Below are 18,225 nucleotides of genomic sequence, written 5' to 3' on the forward strand. Positions count from 1 at the left end.
TGACAACGGGGGTTGACGACAAGATGAGGAAACAGGCCACCTGCGGTCCACATCAAGGGCCAATGTGGACCCGGTGGATCGTTTTCCCAGGCTACGGGCGTCAGGCCGGGCGATCAGCAAGGGCCACGGGCGGCTCGTCGTCCATTTCGAAGGCCAGCGGGAAGGGCGCGTGGCCCGCGAGCCGGAACCAGCGGACCTTGCGGTGCCGGCGCAGGGCGCGGGCGGCACGGACGGCGTCGTTGTGGAAACGGCGGGCCATCGGGACCCGGCGGACCGCCTGCGCGAGCTCCCCCGCCGCCTCCTCGCCACCGGGCGCCGCACGGACGAGCTCCACCTGCTCGGGCTCGCCGAAGACGGCCCGCAGCGCCTGGCTCAGCTCGCTCTCGGCGACCTCCCGCTGGTCCTCCTCGGCCTGCCGGGCGGCGTGCGCGGCCTCGTACAGCACGATCGAGGCGGCGGGGTCGAGCACGCCGGAGGTGGCGAGCTCCTGGGTGACCGAGGCCCGGCGCAGGAGCTGCGCGTCCAGGGCGGCGCGGGCGGCGTCGATGCGCGAGTGCAGGCGGTCGAGCCGCCCGGCGGTCCAGCTCAGATAGACGCCGATGAGGATCAGCGCGACGACGGTCCAGATCAGGGTTTCGGTCACGGGCGCACAGGCTACCGGGGCGGCGGCAGCACACCTTCCCAAAGGTCACGGTCGTGGGCGAACAGGACTCGTGCGGGGCGGCCGTCCGCGAGCTCGCCGAGCCGGTCGAGCCAGGGGAGGTACGGGCTGCCGAACTCGTGGGCGAAGTCGTACGCCTGACCCGCGAGGACCGTGACGCGGTCGCCGTGGTCGAGGACGAGGGACTGATGGCCCTCGGTGTGCCCGGGTGTCGGCACGATCCGCACGCCCGGCGCGAGCTCGTGCTCGCCGTCGAGCTCCTCGTACCGGACGCCGGGCAGCAGTTCGTCGATCGTGTACGCGCCGGCGCGGGCGACGGCGAGCTCCTTGCGCTGGACGAGGACGGGTGTGGTGGGGAAGAGCTGGTTGCCGCCGATGTGGTCGAAGTGCAGGTGGCAGTTGACGACGACGTCGACGTCGCCGGGGCCGACGGTCAGGGGGTGCCGGACGGGTCGGTAGTGCGCGTCGGTCTCGGGAGAGCCGGTCCCGATCCCGGTGTCGAAGAGCAGCCGCACGCCTGCGTGCCGCACGAGATACCCGAGAACGGGCTCCACGCGGGCGCGTGGGCCGCCCCACTCCTGGGCGGGGCGGGTGAGGTGTCCGAGGTCGAGCCGGGTGATCGTCTCCATGGAGCCACCATGCCTGCGCCCCCGCGTTGTGGGCAGGCGTTCCGCAAAGGACGGTGCCCACCCCCGTTGTGGGCATGCGTTCCGCCGGGGCGGTGCCCACCCCCGTTGTGGGCATGCGTTCCTCCCCCAGACTTCGTCCGGGAGGTGCCCCCAGGGCGGAACGGGTGGGCACAACGGACCCGCGCTTTGCCGGCGCCAGAGGCTCCCGCGCCCTGACCCGCACCGGATGTGCGCCGCGCATCGGGGTGCGGGTCCAGGCCCGGAAGACGGAGGCGCCGCTGAAGGGCGCCGTCCCGTGTGCCCACCCGTCCCGCCCAGCGGGACGATTGCCCACACGGGGCGCGGGCGCGGGCTCGCTACAGGCCCAGGCGGGCTCGTAGGCCGCCCGTGCGTTCGTCCGTGTCCACCGCCGCCGCCCCGTCCGTCACCGTCTCGTACACCGCGAGGATGTCCGCCCCGACCGTCGACCAGTCGAAGCGCCGCACATGGGCCGAGCCCCGCGCGCTCAGCTCCTTGCGTCGCGGAGCGTCCCCGAGGAGCGCGATCGCGGCGTCCGCCAGCGCGTCGGCGTCCTCGTTGGCGAAGAGCTCGCCCGCCGCCCCCTGGTCGAGGACCTGCGCGAAGGCGTCCAGGTCGGAGGCGAGGACCGGCGCACCGGCCGACAACGCCTCGACGAGGATGATGCCGAAGCTCTCGCCGCCGGTGTTGGGCGCCACGTACACGTCGACGCTCCGCAGCAGCCGCGCCTTGTCCTCGTCGCTGACCATGCCGAGGAACTCGACGCGCGAGCGCATCTCGGCCGGGAGCGAGGCGACCGCCTCCTCCTCGTCGCCGCGTCCGGCCACCAACAGCCGCGCGCCCGGCCGCGCGGCGAGGATCTTCGGGAGGGCCCGCATGAGGACGGGCAGGCCCTTGCGCGGTTCGTCGATGCGGCCGATGAAGCCGAGGGTCTCGCCCTGCCACTCCTTCTTCGGTTCGGCGCGGGCGAAGAAGTCCACGTCGACGCCGTTGGGGATGACGACGGCGTCGCCCCCCAGGTGCTCCACCAGCGTCCGGCGCGCGTACTCGCTGACCGCGATGCGGGCGCTGATCTTCTCCAGGGCCGGCTGGAGGATCGGATACGCGGCGATCATGGCCCGGGAGCGCGGGTTCGAGGTGTGGAAGGTGGCGACGATCGGCCCCTGCGCCGCCCAGCAGGTGAGCAGCCCGAGCGACGGGGAGGTCGGCTCGTGGATGTGGACGACGTCGAAGGTGCCGTCGTGCAGCCAGCGGCGGACCCGCGCGGCGGAGAGGAAGCCGAAGCTGAGCCGGGCCACCGAGCCGTTGTACGAGACCGGGACGGCCCGCCCGGCCGAGACGACGTACGGCGGGAGCGGGGTGTCGTCGTCGGCGGGGGCGAGGACGGAGACCTCGTGGCCCAGCCGGACGAGGTGCTCGGCGAGGTCGCGGATGTGGAACTGGACGCCGCCCGGCACGTCCCAGGAGTACGGACAGACGATCCCGATCTTCACGCGCCCGGCTCCTCCCGCTTCTCCAGGTCCGAGAGCCACAGTCGTTGCAGCATGTGCCAGTCCTCCGGATGGTCCGCGATGCCGCCGGCGAAGGCGTCGGCCAGGTCCTGTGTCATCAAGGACGTCTTCTCGGCCCGCGTACCTGACTCGGGGGCGTCGATCGGTGCGTGGATCCGGCCCTTCATGACCTGCGTGTCGTCGTACCAGAGCGTCACGGGCAGCAGCAGCGCGCCGGTCTGCTGGGCGAGGATCGCCGGGCCGGCCGGCATCCGTGCCGTGTCCCCGAAGAACTCGACCTCGATGCCGGAGGCCGACAGGTCCCGGTCGGCGACCAGGCAGACCAGGCCGCCGGCCCGCAGCCGTCGGGCGAGGGTGCCGAAGGCGGAGCCGCCGGTGTGCGGCAGGACCTCCATGCCGAGGGACTCGCGGTAGGCGACGAACCGGTCGTACAGCGACTCCGGCTTGAGCCGCTCCGCGACCGTGGTGAACGGCACGCCGACCGAGCGGGTCACCCACACGCCCGCGAGGTCCCAGTTGGCCAGGTGCGGCAGGGCGAGGATGACGCCGCGCCCGGAGGCGAGGCCCTCCTCCAGATAGTGGCGGTCCTTGATGTCGATGGACCGCTCGACCCGCTCCTTGCTCCAGGTCGGCAGCCGGAAGGACTCCATCCAGTACCGCATGTACGAGCGCATGCCGGCCCTCGACAGCTCGGCGAGCCGCTCGGGCGTGGCGTCCGGCACCACGCGCGCGAGGTTGGACTCCAGACGCAGGACGCTCTTGCCGCGCCGCTTCCACGCGAAGTCGGCGATCCGCCGTCCGAGGCCCGTCGCCACCGGGTCCGGCAGCTTCTTCACGGTCGCCCAGCCGGCGCCGTACAGCCCGTCGCTCAGGCGCTCCTTGAGGGTGCTCACGAGGCCGCCCCGCCGCCCCCGGCCGTGGCGGCGTCCGCCTCGGCCGATTCCCGGCGCACGGTCACGACCCGCTGGCCCAGGGTGACGGCGCTGCCGACGGCCACGATCCACAGGGCGATCGGGAGCAGGACCTCGACGCCGGGCACGCCGAACGTGTGGAGTCCGGCGAGGCCGGCGGCGACCAGCGAGATCACCAGGCGCTCGGCGCGCTCGACCAGGCCGTTCACCGCGACGGGCAGGCCAATCGATTCGCCTCGGGCCTTGGTGTACGAGACGACCTGGCCGCTCGCGAGGCAGAAGATCGCCACGGCGCACAGGATGTTGTCGTCGCCCTTGCCGGCGTACCAGAGCGCGAAGCCGCCGAAGATCGCGCCGTCGGCGACCCGGTCGAGCGTCGAGTCGAGGAAGGCGCCCCAGCGGCTGGAGATCCCCGCCTGCCGGGCCATGTTTCCGTCGACGAGGTCGGAGAAGACGAACAGGGTGATGACGATCGTGCCCCAGAAGAATTCTCCGCGGGGGAAGAAGACCAGCGCACCGGCCATCACCCCCGCCGTGCCGATGAGCGTGACCGCGTCGGGGCTGACGCCCCGCCGGAGCAGAAACGCGGCGAACGGTGTGAGGACACGCGTGAAAAAGGCACGCGCGTACTTGTTCAGCATGGCCTTCCCGAGGTTCGGTGGGCCGCGCGGCCCCTATGACCACCGGCTCACCCATCGTAGCCACGAGCGTCCCGGCGTACGGGCGGGCACCCGCCCCGCCGCGTCGGCGTCCCTCCCGGAGCCTCCGGGGTGTACGACGTATGGACGCTTCCTGGCGTCGGTGCAAAGCTCGAAGGACCACCGCGGGCACCGCTGGAGCCGTACCGCGACACACCACTCCCCCGCGCCCGCGTCCCGCCGCACCGTGCGAGCAGTCGGGAGGAAACATCATGGGTGACAAGGCGAAGACCCCCGCCGGAGCCGCCGGCAGGGCTCCTACGGCCGACCGGCCCTCGGCCGTGCGGAACGTGGTGCTGGTCGGCCACAGCGGATCGGGCAAGACGACGCTCGTCGAGGCCCTCGCGCAGACCGCCGGGGCGCTCAACCGGGCCGGGAGGGTCGAGGACGGCGCGACCGTCTCCGACTACGACGAGATCGAGCACCGCCAGCAGCGCTCCGTACAGCTCTCCCTCGTCCCGGTCGGCTGGGACGGGTACAAGATCAATCTCCTCGACACCCCCGGGTACGCCGACTTCGTCGGGGAGCTGAGGGCCGGTCTGCGCGCGGCGGACGCGGCCCTCTTCGTCGTCTCGGCCGCCCAGGAGGCCGACGCCGTCGCCGGGTCCACCCGCATGATCTGGGAGGAGTGCGCCGCCGTCGGGATGCCGCGCGCCATCGTCGTCACCCACCTCGACACCGCCCGCACCGACTTCACCGAGCTCACCGCCGTCTGCGCCGGGCTCTTCGGCCGGGACGACCCCGACGCCGTCCTCCCGCTGTATCTGCCGGTGCGCGGCGCCGAGGGCGCCGACGGGCACGCGCCCGCGACCGGCCTGGTCGGCCTGCTCTCGGAGCGGATCTTCGACTACTCCTCCGGAGTGCGCCGGGAGAACCCGCCCGACGAGGCGCAGCGGGAGCTCATCGCGGAGGCCCGGGCCCGGCTCATCGAGGGGATCATCGCCGAGAGCGAGGACGAGACCCTGATGGACCGCTATCTCGGCGGCGAGGACATCGACGTGAAGACCCTCGTCGACGACCTGGAGAAGGCCGTCGCCCGGGGTGCCTTCCATCCGGTGCTCGCGGCCGCTCCCGCCGCCGACGGCGGGACGCAGGGCCTCGGCACCCTGGAACTCCTGGAGCTGATCACCGGCGGCTTCCCCTCGCCCCTGGAGCACGAGGCGCCCGCCGTCACGACCCCCGACGGCCGCTCCCGGCCGCCGATCACCTGCGACCCGGAGGGGCCGCTGGTCGCCGAGGTCGTCAAGACGGCCGCCGACCCCTATGTGGGAAGGATCTCCCTGGTCCGGGTCTTCTCCGGCACGCTGCGTCCCGACGAGACCGTGCACGTCTCAGGGCACGGCCTCGCCGACGGCTCCCGCGACGGCCATGAACTCCACGAGGCGGAGGAACGGATCGGCGGGCTCACCTCGCCGTTCGGCAGGCAGCAGCGCCCGCTGGCGGAGTGCATCGCCGGGGACCTCGCCTGTGTCGCCCGGCTCGGCCACGCGGAGACCGGGGACACCGTCTCCGCCAAGGACGATCCGCTCCTGATGGAGCCGTGGACCATGCCGGAGCCACTGCTGCCGCTGGCCGTCCAGGCCCACGGCAAGGCCGACGAGGACCGGCTCTCGCAGGGCCTCGCCCGGCTGGTCGCCGAGGATCCGACCCTGCGGCTCGAACAGAACCAGGACACCCGGCAGGTGGTGCTGTGGTGCCTGGGCGAGGCCCACCAGGACGTCGCCCTGGAGCGGCTGCGCGGCCGGTACGGGGTGCAGGTGGACGCCGTGCCGTACAAGGTGGCGCTGCGCGAGACCTTCGGCGGCCCCGCCTCGGGCCGCGGCCGGCACGTCAAGCAGTCCGGCGGCCACGGCCAGTACGCCATCTGCGAGATCGACGTGGAGCCGCTGCCGCCGGGCAGTGGCGTCGAGTTCGTCGACAAGGTGGTCGGCGGGGCGGTCCCGCGCCAGTTCGTCCCCTCGGTGGAGAAGGGGATCCGGGCGCAGGCCGCGCGGGGGCTCGCGACCGGTCATCCGCTCGTCGACATCCGGGTCACCCTGCGGGACGGCAAGGCCCACTCGGTGGACTCCTCCGACGCGGCCTTCCAGACCGCCGGGGCGCTGGCGCTGCGCGAGGCGGCCGCCGAGGTGCCGGTCCATCTCCTGGAGCCGGTCGCCCAGGTCGAGGTCCTCGTCCCCGACGAGTACGTCGGCCCGGTGATGAGCGATCTGTCGGGGCGGCGCGGCCGGGTCGTCGGCACGGACCAGGCCGGTCCGGGGCGGACCGTGGTCAGGGCCGAGGTACCGGAGATCGAGATCGGACGGTACGCGATCGACCTGCGCTCGATCTCGCACGGCACCGGCCGGTTCGACCGCTCGTACGCCCGGCACGAGCCGATGCCGCCGCACCTGTCGGAGAAGATCCGCGAACAGGCCGAAAAAGGCTCCTAGTTGACGGAGGGACAGGGGCCCACGTCCGCCCGGCACTCGCCGGGCGGACGTCATTCGGCCGTCGCCGTCCACAGGCAGTGACGCATCCGGCCGTACCCGGTTACGCTGTGGTGCCCAGCTCAGAAGGTGTGCGGGGCGCGGCAGTTGGGAACAGCCCGCACAGGTACTCGCGCGCGATGGGGGCGGCAGTGGCGATCGACGGTTTCGGACCCGGGGCACAGATCCCCCTCCAGAGCACGGGAGGCGGCACGGGCGCGACGAACGCGCTCGCCTCCGCCGCGTACCGCGACAGTCCGCTGAAGACGATCCAGGAAGCCGACAACGACCTCTACAAGACCACGGTCAAGGAGGGGAAGTGGGGGCTCTTCAGCCCCGACCTCGGCGAGGCCTTCTCCCGCGCGGTGCAGGTCCGGATGCTCGGCGGCGCCCGCAAGGCCCTGATCCAGTCCTTCGGGGCCGAGCCGCAGCCGGTCGTCGAGCACTGCCTGGCCGCCACCCACCTGCGCCGGCAGCGCGACATCAAGCTGACCCTGGTCACCTTCTTCTGCGGCGTCCTCTTCCTGCCCGGTCTGCTGCTGTGGCTGGGCGTCATCCAGCTCCGCCGTCTCCTCACCGGCTCCGAGAACAAGCGCAACGGCGCCGTCGGCACCGTCCTGCTCTGGGGCGCCGGGATCTTCGCCGCGCTCGTCCTGATCAAGCTTCCCTTCAACGGGATCCTGCCGAACTACCTGCGCGCGATGGTCGTCGCCCCGGTCGTCGGCTGGTACCTCGCGAGCCGGATCTGCCTGAAGGCCGCCGTCGACCTGCGCGCGCGCTGGACCGGCCTGCTCGGCGGCGGCGGGATCGGCCCCCATGTGCCGAAGTCCGTCCCGCAGGACCCGGGCGAGAAGTCGGCCGAGGCGCTCCGGGTCAACCTGGAGAAGCTCGCCGCGGAGCAGCAGTCGAACATCGTCTTCTACGCCGGCACCAAGGGGATCCTCGGCCTGGGCACCCGCTGGGGCAGCTGGACGCTCGCCGAGGAGCTGGTCCCGCAGGCCGGCAAGGAACTCCACGCCTTCCGCGCCTGGGACGTCATCCGCAGGATCCACGACGAGCTGGCGCTCCTGGAGCGCGGCTCCCTGAAGACCGGCTTCCCCAAGCCGACCGTCAAGCACTGGATCGTCTCCCCGGTCGGCGAGGGCGCCGACGAGGTCACCCGCCCCGAGGGCGACAACATCGTGCACTACCAGGTCAAGCCGCACGAGATACAGCGCATCTGCAACGACCAGCAGTTCGGCGCGGGCAACCGCCACTACCTCGGCGTGCAGTTCATCCTCTGGGACGGCAATCTCGTCCTCACGATGATGGTGACGGTGACCTCGCTGCACCACACGCTCCGGATCGAGGTCACCGGCCACGCGCTCGGCCCCGTCCACGGCCTCTTCACCACGAAGCCGAAGGCGAAGACCAAGGAGGTCTCGAAGACGGTCCGCTTCTGGGAGACGAAGGAGATCCAGCAGCCGCTGCTCACGACCCAGGACATCGTGCGGCTCGCGGTGCGCGCCCCGCTCACCTGGTACCCGCCGGTGCTGGAGTTCCTCGGCGGCAAGATGAGCCTGCCCGAGCCGTTCGGCCTGCGGCACGTCTGGGCGGGGCCGCTGTGGAAGAACCGCTTCATGGCCGACGACGCCATCCGCATGGCCACGCCCGTGCTGCGGGCCGTCCACGCCGCGACGCTCAGGGTGCTCGACGAGCACAACGTGGAGACGGAGCGCTTCACCAACCGCTCGCTCGTGCTCAGCGGCGGCATCCAGGACCCGGGTCCGAAGAAGGCCGACGCCTACGACGCCTGACCCGGGTCCTCCGCGGGATCCAGGAGTCTCAGAGGGTGGCCGGCCAGGCGTCGGCCAGCATCTTCCGGGTGTCGGCGAGCAGCTGGGGCAGCACCTTGGTGTGCCCCACGACCGGCATGAAGTTGGTGTCCCCGCCCCAGCGGGGCACCACGTGCTGGTGCAGGTGCGCGGCGATGCCGGCGCCCGCGACGGCACCCTGGTTCATGCCGATGTTGAAGCCGTGCGCGCCGGAGGCCGCCCGCAGCGCGACCATCGCCCGCTTGGTGAAGGCGGCGAGCTCGACCGTCTCCGTCTCGTCGAGGTCGGTGTAGTCGGCGACGTGGCGGTACGGGACGACCATCAGGTGACCGCCGTTGTACGGGTAGAGGTTGAGCACCGCGTAGACGTGCTGGCCGCGGGCGATGACCAGGCCGTCCTCGTCCGACTTCGACGGAATCACACAGAACGGACAGCCGTCCTCGGCCCCCGGCCCGGTGGGCTTGTTCTCGCCCTGGATGTACGCCATCCGGTGAGGCGTCCACAGGCGCTGGAACGCGTCCTGCGTCCCCACTCCGATCTGCTGCTCCGGCTCAGTCGTCATGCTGAGCAGCATATTGCGTCGTCCGTTCGGAACGTGTCGCCGGGGCGGAAGATCCGTTCAGGGGCCATGCTGATCGGATGAGAGAAAGGCCCCCCGACCAGCCCGCGCAGGAGCGCTGGGACCGCTGGATGGAGACCCCGCTGACGGTGATGGCCCTGGTCTATCTCGCCGCCTACGCGGTGCGGATCCTGGGCCACCACCTGCCGGAGTTCGTGAAGGACCTCTGTCTCGTGCTGACGTTCGCCTCCTGGGCCGTCTTCCTCGTGGACTATGTCGTACGGGTCAGGCTGAGCGGCCTCGGCCTCCTGCGCTTCGTGCGCCACCACTTCCTCGACACGGTGGTGGTGATCCTGCCGCTGCTGCGCCCCCTGCGGGTCGTGAGTGTCTACGACCGGATGCAGCGCCGCCACGACAAGCCCCGGCTCACGCTCTACGCCCGGGTCATGACGTACGCGGGGATGACGGCGGGCCTGCTCGGCTTCGCGGGGGCACTGACCGTCTACCACTTCGAGTACCAGGCGCCCGGCGCGACGATCCGCACCTTCGGGGACGCGGTGTGGTGGGCGTGCGCGACGCTGGCGACGGTGGGCTACGGGGACGTGACCCCGGTGACACCGATGGGACGTCTCACGGCGGTGGGCATCATGGGGGTCGGTCTGGCCCTGCTCGGCGCGGTGACGGGTTCGTTCTCGTCCTGGCTGATCCAGGCGTTCACCCGGGAGGACGAGAAGGGGCCCCCGGGGAACACCCCGGGGGCCTCCTGAAGGCTCAGGTCATCAGACCTGGACGCGGTCCTCGACGACCTTGGCGAGCTTGGCGATCGCCTCGTCGACGGGGATGCCGTTCTCCTGCGAACCGTCGCGGTAGCGGAAGGAGACGGCGCCGGCGGCCATGTCCTCGTCACCCGCGATGATCATGAACGGGACCTTCTGCTTCTGCGCGTTCCGGATCTTCTTCTGCATCCGGTCCGAGGAGGAGTCGACCTCCACCCGCAGGCCCTGCTTCTTCGCCTTGACGGCGAACTCGTGCAGGTAGTCGACGTGCGCGTCGCCGATCGGGATGCCGGTCGCCTGGACCGGGGCCAGCCACGGCGGCATCGCGCCCGCGTAGTGCTCCAGGAGCACGGCGAAGAAGCGCTCGATCGAGCCGAACAGCGCGCGGTGGATCATGACCGGGCGCTGCTTGGTGCCGTCCGGGGCGGTGTACTCCAGGTCGAAGCGCTCCGGCAGGTTGAAGTCGAGCTGGACGGTCGACATCTGCCAGGTACGGCCGATGGCGTCCCGCGCCTGCACCGAGATCTTCGGGCCGTAGAACGCGGCGCCGCCCGGGTCGGGGGTCAGCGGGAGGCCCTGCTTCTCGGCGACCTGCTGGAGGACCGCGGTGGCCTCCTCCCACACCTCGTCCGAGCCGACGAACTTCTCCGGGTCCTTGGTCGACAGCTCCAGGTAGAAGTCGTTCAGACCGTAGTCGCGGAGCAGGTTCAGGACGAAGGTGAGGGTCTTGTCCAGCTCCTCCGCCATCTGCTCGCGGGTGCAGTAGATGTGCGCGTCGTCCTGGGTGAAGCCACGGGCGCGGGTCAGACCGTGCACGACGCCGGACTTCTCGTACCGGTACACGGTGCCGAACTCGAACAGGCGCAGCGGCAGCTCACGGTAGGAGCGCCCGCGCGCGTCGAAGATCAGGTTGTGCATCGGGCAGTTCATGGGCTTGAGGTAGTAGTCCACGCCCTCGTCGAGCTGCATGGGGGGGTACATGCCCTCGGCGTACCAGTCGAGGTGGCCCGACTTCTCGAACAGCTTGCCCTTGGTGGCGTGCGGCGAGTAGACGAACTCGTAGCCCTCCTCCTCGTGGCGCTTGCGCGAGTAGTCCTCCATGACCCGGCGGATGATGCCGCCCTTGGGGTGGAAGACCGCGAGGCCGGAGCCGATCTCGTCCGGGACGGAGAAGAGGTCGAGCTCGTTGCCCAGCTTGCGGTGGTCGCGCTTCTCGGCCTCGGCGAGGAAGTCGAGGTGCGCCTTCAGCTCGTCCTTCGACGGCCAGGCGGTGCCGTAGATGCGCTGGAGCATCGGGTTCTTCTCGCTGCCGCGCCAGTAGGCGGCGGCGTTGCGCATCAGCTTGAACGCCGGGATGTTCCGGGTGGTGGGCAGGTGGGGACCACGGCAGAGGTCCTTCCAGCACAGCTCGCCGGTCTTGGCGTCGAGGTTGTCGTAGATGGTCAGCTCGCCGCCGCCCACCTCGACGTTCGCGCCGTCGTCGGTGGACGCGGAGCCCTTGATGCCGATGAGCTCCAGCTTGTACGGCTCGTCCGCCAGCTCCTCGCGGGCGGCCTCGTCGGTCACCACGCGGCGGGCGAAGCGCTGGCCGCGCTTCTGGATCTCCTGCATCTTCTTCTCGATGACCTTGAGGTCCTCGGGAGTGAAGGGCTTCTCGACGTCGAAGTCGTAGTAGAAGCCGTCCCGGACCGGCGGGCCGATGCCCAGCTTGGCCTCGGGGAAGAGCTCCTGCACGGCCTGGGCCATGACGTGCGCGGTCGAGTGGCGCAGGATGTCGAGACCGTCCGGGGAGGAGATCTCGACGCCCTCGACGACATCGCCGTCGGCGAGCACGTACGACAGGTCCTTCAGCTCGCCGCCCACGCGGGCGGCGATGACGGTGCGGTCGTCGGCGAACAGGGCGCCGGCGGTGGTGCCCGCGCTCACCGCCCTCTCCTCTGCCTCCGAGGCGGACTGGACGGTCACACGGACATCAGACACGGGTACTCCATACATAAGGGCGCTGGCAGACACGAGGTGCCCGCGCCGGCGACGCGCGGCAGAGACGAGGTGCCGCGTCGTCACCGATCCTACCGAGCGGTTCGCACCCCCCGCGAAAGGGATTCCCGTGCCTCCGCTCCCCCGCCCCTACTCCTCCTCGGGACCGCACGCCTCCTCGAAGAAATCGAGGTTCTCGTGCAGGGCCTTGAGGAGCCGGTCCCGTTCCGTCTCGTCGACCTGGACGGGGACGACCCCGGTGGCGTCGGTGAGACGGCGGAAGCCGCCCCGGCTCTCCAGGCGCCCCACCACCCGGATGGGGAGGCCGACGAGGTGGGCGTGGCCGGCCGTGCGGTACGCCTCCTCGTCGAGGGCGACCCGGACGTGCGGGACCTCGGCGCCGCCGAGCACCCGGAGCCGTACGATCCCCTCGCCGCCCGGCCCCGAGCGGCGCATGCGGACGACCGCGCCGGTGAGCCGGACCGGCACGGAGGGCTCGTCCGTCAGATAGCGGGCACTGGCCTCCCGCAGCGCGGGCAGGTCGCCGGGCGAGAACTCGACCGGTTCGGGCCGGGCGGCGCACCCCTCGGGCGCCCCGGCGGCCGGGGCCCACTCCAGGGCGACGCGGGCGCCCTCGGTGCCCCGGACGAGGGCGACGAGCGCCTCGGTGAGCTCGCGGCTGACTCCCGCCTCGACGGCCGCGTCGAAGGCCTCCATGCCGCCGGTGGCCCGCTGGTAGTCGACGGCCTCGCGGGCCGCGTACAGCGCGTGGTAGAGCCGTACGGCGATCGGGCGGCCCGGTTCGACCGGCAGGAAGGCGGTCAGGCCGCGCCCGCCGGGCGCCGCGCCGACGACGACGGTCTCCAGGGACGCCTGGGCGGCGCGCCGGTGCCGGGCCCCGTAGTAGCCGGCCCGGCCGCGCACGGCGAGGGCACCGGCCAGCAGCAGCTGGCGGGCGGCGGACCTGAGCTGCTCCTGCACGGTCCAGGGGACGGTGCCGGCCGGGCCCGGGGGCACGTCGCGCCACCAGCGGATCTCGTCGCTGGGCACGGAGAGGCCCGTGAGGACCTCGCGGGCGGACGGCGTGGCGCTGCGGGCGAGGGCGGTGAGCGCCTCGCCGAGCAGGTCCTCGCAGTCGGGGAAGGCGCGGCTCTCCGGGACGAGGAGGCTGGTGCCGGTGCCGCTGCCGGGCGGGGTCCAGCGGCTGTAGCGGCCGACGGCGCCGCCGCGCCGCCGCCAGCCGTGGCGTGCGAGCAGGGCGCCGAGGACCCGCGGGTCGACCCTGCCCGGGTCGGGTGTCCCCTGGATGTCGGCCCAGGGCCCGATGGGCGGGGCGGGGACGCCGGTCCAGGGCCCCGGGGTCTCGCCGGGTGCCGGATGGGGCCGGTAGGGCGGGGGGACGGGGCCGCGCCCGGCCCCGCCCCCCTCGTGCCCGAACCCGGGTTCGTCGATCGGCCGGTGCATCAAGGTCTCCCTCCCACGCCGACCCGGGTCATGATCTCGCAGAGCGCCCGGTCGTCGAAGATCCGCGCCGTCGGGATGCGCACCGTGGTCCGGCGCCGCCCCGTGACCGGGTGTCCGGCCAGGTTGATCCAGTAGCAGCAGTGCCGCAGGTCGAGCCGGTCGTGGCTCGCTCTCAGCCAGTCGTCCTGCGCCCTCGGGACGAGCATCACGACCAGGATCTTGTGCACGGACACCGGCGTCCGGGCGAGTTTCACCAGGTGGTCGTTGTCGAGGGTGAACGAGAAGGCGTTCCCCGGCGGGCGGGGCGGTATCTGGTAGGTGCACTTGAGCTGCACCTTGATGGTCACTTCGTCGTCGACGGTGTGCCCGGGAGCGCTGTGGCTCACGTGCCAGTCGATGCCGTTGTCCGGAAAGGGCTGGGACAGCGAGCAGCCGGCCGCGGCGGCGACGGCGTGCAGGTATCCCACCTGAAGGGTCTCCATGCAGGCGGTGGTGGCGAGTGAGCCGCGCGTCGGTGCCACCCGCTGGGGCGGCAGCCCTCCCGACTCGGGCTGGGCGAGCGCCATGTCTTCTTCCTTCCCCGTCCCTTGTGTTGTGACCGGTCCGCGTACGACGCAAACAGTCCGGGTATCACCGTTTCGGGGCAGGGGGTTGGCCATCTGCCGCACGTGTGCAGGGAGTTCGGGGATGTCGATGCACTGGTACGAAGGGCCCCTGGCCGCTTTCGACACGGAGACCACAGGAGTTGACGTCGAGGAGGACCGGATCGTCTCGGCCGCCCTCGTCGTCCAGGACACGGAGGGGGCGCGCCCGCGGGTGACGCGCTGGCTGGTCAACCCCGGCATACCGGTGCCGGAGGGGGCCACCGCCGTCCACGGCCTGACGGACGATCACCTCCAGCGGAACGGCCGGTGGCCGTCCCCCGTGATGGAGGAGCTGGCGCGCGCACTGGCCGAACAGTCGGCGGCGGGGCGGCCGCTGGTGGTGATGAACGCGCCGTTCGACCTGACGATCCTGGACCGGGAGCTGCGCCGGCACCGGGCGTCGTCGCTGGGCAACTACACGGCGGGCAGCCCCCTGACGGTCCTCGACCCGCGGGTCCTGGACAAGCACCTCGACCGGTACCGGAAGGGCCGCAGGACGCTGACGGACCTGTGCGCGCACTACGAGGTGGAACTGACGGGCGCGCACGACGCGGCGGCGGACGCGACGGCGGCGATGGACGTCGTACGGGCGGTGGCGCGGCGCTTCTCGTCCCGCCTTGAGCGACTGACGCCGGCCGAGCTCCACACGCTGCAGGCGGTGTGGCACGCGGCGCAGGCGCGCGGGCTGCAGGCCTGGTTCACCCGGCAGGGGACGCCGGAGACGGTGGACCCGGCGTGGCCGCTGCGGCCGGAGCTGCGCACGGCGGCCTGAGTCCGGGAATGCGGAAGGCCGGTCCGTCTTTCGACGGACCGGCCTCTCCCGGTGGGCGATACTGGGATCGAACCAGTGACCCCTTCGGTGTGAACGAAGTGCTCTCCCGCTGAGCTAATCGCCCGGGAACGGGTTGAACCATACAGGTCTTCGCGCCCCTGGTTCAAACCGCGCGCAGGCGGGCCGCGAGTCCGCGCCGGCCGCCGCGCATCATCAGGGCGTGGTTGGCGCGGAAGACGGGCCGTCCGGGGACGGCGAGGACCCGCAGCAGCCGGGCCCGGACCTCGACCTCCTGCTCGTACAGGGCGTGCGTGCCGTCGCCTTCCGGGGTGAGGGTCCAGCGGGCCCATCCCTCCAGGTCCCCGCCGAGGCCGATCTCCAGGACGCCGGCGGCCGGATCGCGGCGCAGGGCCCGGGCGGCGACGACGAGCTCGTACGGGAGGAGGGAGCGGAAGCGTGCGGTGCCGGTGGCCTCGTCGACCGGGACGACCTCGCGGACCTGGGGCCACCAGAGGGGGTACTCCTCGGCGCGTTCGAGGACCGCGTAGACGGCCTCGGGCGGGGCGGCGAGCCGCCAGACGCAGCGGAAGCGGTACCGGCACCAGTCCATGCCCCCAGTGTGGACGTACTCAGGCGGGAATTACGGGAATCTGAGTACCGGGACGCATTCCCGCCCGCTGTGGCCGGGGCCACACTCCGATACATGGACAACTCCCTGCCACCCGCGGACGAGCTGGTGCTCGTCGACCGCGAGCTGGTGCAACTCGACGCGCGCCGCTCCCAGTTGCTGGCCCGCCGCGCCTGGCTGATCCAGGTGCTGTACCCGACGGTCGCGACAGCGGCCCCGGCGCACCCGCTGCGTCCGGTCGCGGACTCGACGCCGCGGAGCGCGCAGAACGTGCTCCTCACGCTCGGCGGCACGCTCCTGACGATCGCCGCTGTCGCCTTCACCCTGGTGAGCTGGGGCTCGATGGGGATCGGCGCCCGCGCGACGGTCCTGGCCGTGGTGACCGGCGCGGCGCTCGCGGCGCCGGTGGCGCTGCTGCGCAAGGGCCTGGCGTCGACGGCCGAGGCGGTGGCGGCGCTGGGCCTGGTCCTGACGGTGCTCGACGCGTACGCGCTGCACCGGGTGGCGCTGTCGGAGACGGACGGCCTGGGGTACACGGCGGTGGCGTCGGCGGTCCTGGCCGGCGCGTGGACCGCGTACGGCTCGGCCCTGTCCCGGCTGCGGCACCCCCTGCCGGTGGCGGTGGTCGCCGCGCAGCTGCCGCTGCCCCTCGGTGTCCTCGCGGCCGGCGGTGGGTCGACGGCCTTCGCCTGGGCGGCGCTCCTCACGGCGACGGCGGACGCCGCGGTCGTCCTGTGGACCCGCCCGGCGGCGGTCCGGATCACGGCGGGCACGGCCGCGGCCGCCCTGGGCGGCTGGGCCCTCCTCACGGGCGGCTGGCTGTCCCTCGTCTCCCCCTGGACCGGCGCGCCACTCCTCCTGGCGGGCGCGGCGGTGACGCTCTACGCGGCATGGCGCGCCCCCTCCTTCGCGACGGCGGCCTCGGCGACAGCGGGCCTGGCGACCCTGACGGCCGTGGGCGGCCTCCTGCGCGCGGCAGTCCCCGACGACTGGGCGGTCCCGGGCTATGTCCTGTGCGCGCTGGCCCTGACGTCGGTGTGGCGCCTGGGCGGCACGGTGACGGACGAGGACGGCGCCGCCCCGGGGACGGCGGCCCGTGGTGTGCGCCTGCCGCACGGCATCCGGCTCGGTCTCGCCGGCGCGGGCGCCGGTGTCGCGGCGCTGGGGGTCGTCTGGGCGCTGCCGCCGGCGGTGGCGGGGCTCCTCGGGCCGGTGGCCCGGACGACGGACGTCTGGTCGGGCGAGCACGCCCCGCGGGCCCTGGCCTCGTACCCCGCGACGGCCGTCCTCGTCCTGGCGGTGGCCGTCGCCGCTCTCGCGGCCCTCCCCCGGCTCTGGGCCCGGTGCGGGGCGCTCGTCCTGGCCTGGGCGCTGCTCACGGCCCTCCCGGTCCCGCTCGGCCTCCCGTACGCGGCGACACTCGCCCTCCAGCTGCTCACGACGGCGGCGGCCCTGGTCCTCGCGGTCCGCCCGGGTCCGCTGACGCGCGGCCTGCGCGCGGTCACCGCTCCGGCCGGGCACGCCGACGCGCCCGGTACGGCCACGCGGGACCCGCACGACGCCTCCCGGGAGGCCGGCCCGGCCACGCCCGAGGCCCCCGCGCCCACGGCCCCGGCCGCCGCCTCCGCGCCGACGACCGCCAGTGCGGCCGTCCCGCCGGTCCCCGGCTCCGGAACCCCCTGGCCCGCCTGGGCCCCCTCCCTGCCCCGGACGCAGGCTCCGGCCGAGCCCCGGACCGTTCTCGGGTGGATCGCGTACGGGGGCGGTCTCGCGTCCGCCGCGAGCGCGGTCGCGGCGGCCCTGGACGTCCGGGCAGCCACGTTCACCGCCCTCGGCGTGCTCCTCGCGCTCTTCACGGGGGTCGCGGTGCTCGGCACGGACGCCCGCCGCGTGGTCTCCGCCTGCACGGCCGTGCTCACGGCGACGGGGCTCGTGTTCGCGGTGGCGGCCGCCGGCGGCTTCGAGGACCACTGGACGGCGCTCACGCTGCTGCTCGTCCCGGCGGCGACGGCCGCCGTCGGCTCCCGGGCGCCGCGTCCGGTGGCCCTGGCGGTCGAGATCACGGGCGGGGCCGTGGGGCTGCTCGCCCTCGGGATCGCCGCGTCCCGGCCCGCCTTCCTGGCGCTCGCGCTGGCCCTGGGCGGGGTGATCGCGGCGGCGACGGCCGTGCGGCCGGAGCGGCGGCGGTTCGCCTCGTGGACGGCGGCGGCGCTGTTCCTGCTCGCCACGTGGGTGCGGCTCGCGGTCTGGGACGTGACGACCCCGGAGGCGTACACGCTGCCGGTGACGCTGCCCGCGCTGGCCGTCGGGTTCCTGCGGCGCCGCCGGGACGCGGAGGCCTCGTCCTGGACGGCGTACGGCCCCGGTCTCGCGGTGACGCTGGTGCCGAGCCTGTTCGCGGCCTGGACGGACCCCGAGTGGGCCCGCCCACTGGCCCTGGGCGTCGCGGCGCTCGTGGTGACGCTGCTCGGTGCCCGCTTCCGGCTCCAGGCGCTGCTGGTCATCGGCGGGGCGGTGCTCGCCCTGGACGGGCTGCACGAGCTGGCGCCGTACGTGGTGCAGGTGGTGGGCGCGCTGCCGCGCTGGCTGCCGCCGGCCCTGGCGGGGCTGCTGCTGCTCGGGGTGGGCGCCACGTACGAGCAGCGGCTGCGGGACGCCCGGCGGCTGCGGGAGCGGCTCGCGCGGATGCGGTGAGACG

At 73.0% G+C, this 18,225-nt stretch carries 15 protein-coding genes and 1 tRNA gene; 5 read left to right on the top strand and 11 right to left on the bottom strand.

Translation table 11 applies throughout. From position 1 onward, the window contains the following. Nucleotides 1–100: 100 nt before the first annotated feature. The 5 genes from AB5J54_RS07920 to pgsA all read right to left on the bottom strand — a co-directional run bounded on the left by AB5J54_RS07920 (nt 101) and on the right by pgsA (nt 4,371). Nucleotides 101–643 (bottom strand): hypothetical protein, encoded by a 543-nt coding sequence (locus AB5J54_RS07920; protein ID WP_369143180.1) that lies wholly within the window; start codon nt 641–643, stop codon nt 101–103. 11 nt (nt 644–654) lie between these two features. Continuing rightward, on the bottom strand, nt 655–1,290 hold the full coding sequence (locus AB5J54_RS07925; protein ID WP_369143181.1) for an MBL fold metallo-hydrolase: 636 nt from the start codon (nt 1,288–1,290) through the stop codon (nt 655–657). A gap of 356 nt (nt 1,291–1,646) precedes the next feature. Continuing rightward, complete coding sequence (locus tag AB5J54_RS07930) at nt 1,647–2,801, bottom strand: glycosyltransferase family 4 protein (protein WP_369143182.1); 1,155 nt, start codon at nt 2,799–2,801, stop codon at nt 1,647–1,649. Next, nucleotides 2,798–3,712 (bottom strand): phosphatidylinositol mannoside acyltransferase, encoded by a 915-nt coding sequence (locus AB5J54_RS07935; RefSeq protein ID WP_369143183.1) that lies wholly within the window; start codon nt 3,710–3,712, stop codon nt 2,798–2,800. The genes AB5J54_RS07930 and AB5J54_RS07935 overlap by 4 nt, the downstream gene beginning before the upstream one ends. Continuing rightward, the gene (gene pgsA / locus AB5J54_RS07940) at nt 3,709–4,371 is read right to left on the bottom strand and encodes a phosphatidylinositol phosphate synthase (protein ID WP_369143184.1); all 663 of its coding nucleotides are present in this window, start codon (nt 4,369–4,371) and stop codon (nt 3,709–3,711) included. The genes AB5J54_RS07935 and pgsA overlap by 4 nt, the downstream gene beginning before the upstream one ends. A gap of 269 nt (nt 4,372–4,640) precedes the next feature. On the opposite strand from pgsA, the gene AB5J54_RS07945 reads away from it, so the two are divergent. Together AB5J54_RS07945 and AB5J54_RS07950 are read left to right on the top strand one after the other, a co-directional pair. Beyond that, nucleotides 4,641–6,857 (top strand): elongation factor G-like protein EF-G2, encoded by a 2,217-nt coding sequence (locus tag AB5J54_RS07945; RefSeq protein ID WP_369143185.1) that lies wholly within the window; start codon nt 4,641–4,643, stop codon nt 6,855–6,857. Nucleotides 6,858–7,033: 176 nt separating this feature from the next. Beyond that, complete coding sequence (locus tag AB5J54_RS07950) at nt 7,034–8,689, top strand: hypothetical protein (RefSeq protein ID WP_369143186.1); 1,656 nt, start codon at nt 7,034–7,036, stop codon at nt 8,687–8,689. A 28-nt stretch (nt 8,690–8,717) separates the two neighbouring features. On the opposite strand, the gene AB5J54_RS07955 is transcribed toward AB5J54_RS07950, so the two are convergent. Then, a complete protein-coding gene (locus tag AB5J54_RS07955) occupies nt 8,718–9,281 on the bottom strand; it encodes an HIT domain-containing protein (protein ID WP_369143187.1) in 564 nt (187 codons plus the stop codon). Between the two features lie 65 nt (nt 9,282–9,346). Here AB5J54_RS07955 and AB5J54_RS07960 point away from each other — a divergent pair, with 65 nt between their 5' ends. After that, nucleotides 9,347–10,033, top strand: coding sequence for a potassium channel family protein (locus tag AB5J54_RS07960; RefSeq protein WP_369143188.1), 687 nt, complete (start codon nt 9,347–9,349; stop codon nt 10,031–10,033). A 12-nt stretch (nt 10,034–10,045) separates the two neighbouring features. Here AB5J54_RS07960 and thrS read toward each other — a convergent pair whose 3' ends face one another. The 3 genes from thrS to AB5J54_RS07975 all read right to left on the bottom strand — a co-directional run bounded on the left by thrS (nt 10,046) and on the right by AB5J54_RS07975 (nt 14,049). Next, nucleotides 10,046–12,022 carry a threonine--tRNA ligase gene (gene thrS / locus AB5J54_RS07965; RefSeq protein WP_369143189.1) on the bottom strand — a complete coding sequence of 659 codons (1,977 nt, stop codon included), beginning with the start codon at nt 12,020–12,022 and terminating at the stop codon, nt 10,046–10,048. 147 nt (nt 12,023–12,169) lie between these two features. Further along, nucleotides 12,170–13,483 carry a hypothetical protein gene (locus AB5J54_RS07970; protein ID WP_369143190.1) on the bottom strand — a complete coding sequence of 438 codons (1,314 nt, stop codon included), beginning with the start codon at nt 13,481–13,483 and terminating at the stop codon, nt 12,170–12,172. Then, the gene (locus AB5J54_RS07975; RefSeq protein ID WP_369143191.1) at nt 13,483–14,049 is read right to left on the bottom strand and encodes a DUF4365 domain-containing protein; all 567 of its coding nucleotides are present in this window, start codon (nt 14,047–14,049) and stop codon (nt 13,483–13,485) included. The genes AB5J54_RS07970 and AB5J54_RS07975 overlap by 1 nt, the downstream gene beginning before the upstream one ends. Nucleotides 14,050–14,170: 121 nt before the next feature. Here AB5J54_RS07975 and AB5J54_RS07980 point away from each other — a divergent pair, with 121 nt between their 5' ends. Continuing rightward, nucleotides 14,171–14,899, top strand: a complete 729-nt coding sequence (locus tag AB5J54_RS07980) for a 3'-5' exonuclease (RefSeq protein ID WP_369143192.1) — start codon at nt 14,171–14,173, stop codon at nt 14,897–14,899. A gap of 52 nt (nt 14,900–14,951) precedes the next feature. On the opposite strand, the gene AB5J54_RS07985 is transcribed toward AB5J54_RS07980, so the two are convergent. Both AB5J54_RS07985 and AB5J54_RS07990 read right to left on the bottom strand, forming a co-directional pair. Then, nucleotides 14,952–15,023, bottom strand: a tRNA-Val gene (locus AB5J54_RS07985). Between the two features lie 39 nt (nt 15,024–15,062). Next, entirely contained in the window at nt 15,063–15,509 is a 447-nt protein-coding gene (locus tag AB5J54_RS07990) for an SRPBCC family protein (RefSeq protein ID WP_369143193.1), read from the bottom strand. A gap of 93 nt (nt 15,510–15,602) precedes the next feature. Between AB5J54_RS07990 and AB5J54_RS07995 the strand changes: the two genes are divergently transcribed. Continuing rightward, complete coding sequence (locus tag AB5J54_RS07995) at nt 15,603–18,221, top strand: SCO7613 C-terminal domain-containing membrane protein (RefSeq protein WP_369143194.1); 2,619 nt, start codon at nt 15,603–15,605, stop codon at nt 18,219–18,221. Nucleotides 18,222–18,225: the final 4 nt, after the last annotated feature.

This window comes from Streptomyces sp. R44 (genome assembly GCF_041053105.1).
Lineage (GTDB): Bacteria > Actinomycetota > Actinomycetes > Streptomycetales > Streptomycetaceae > Streptomyces.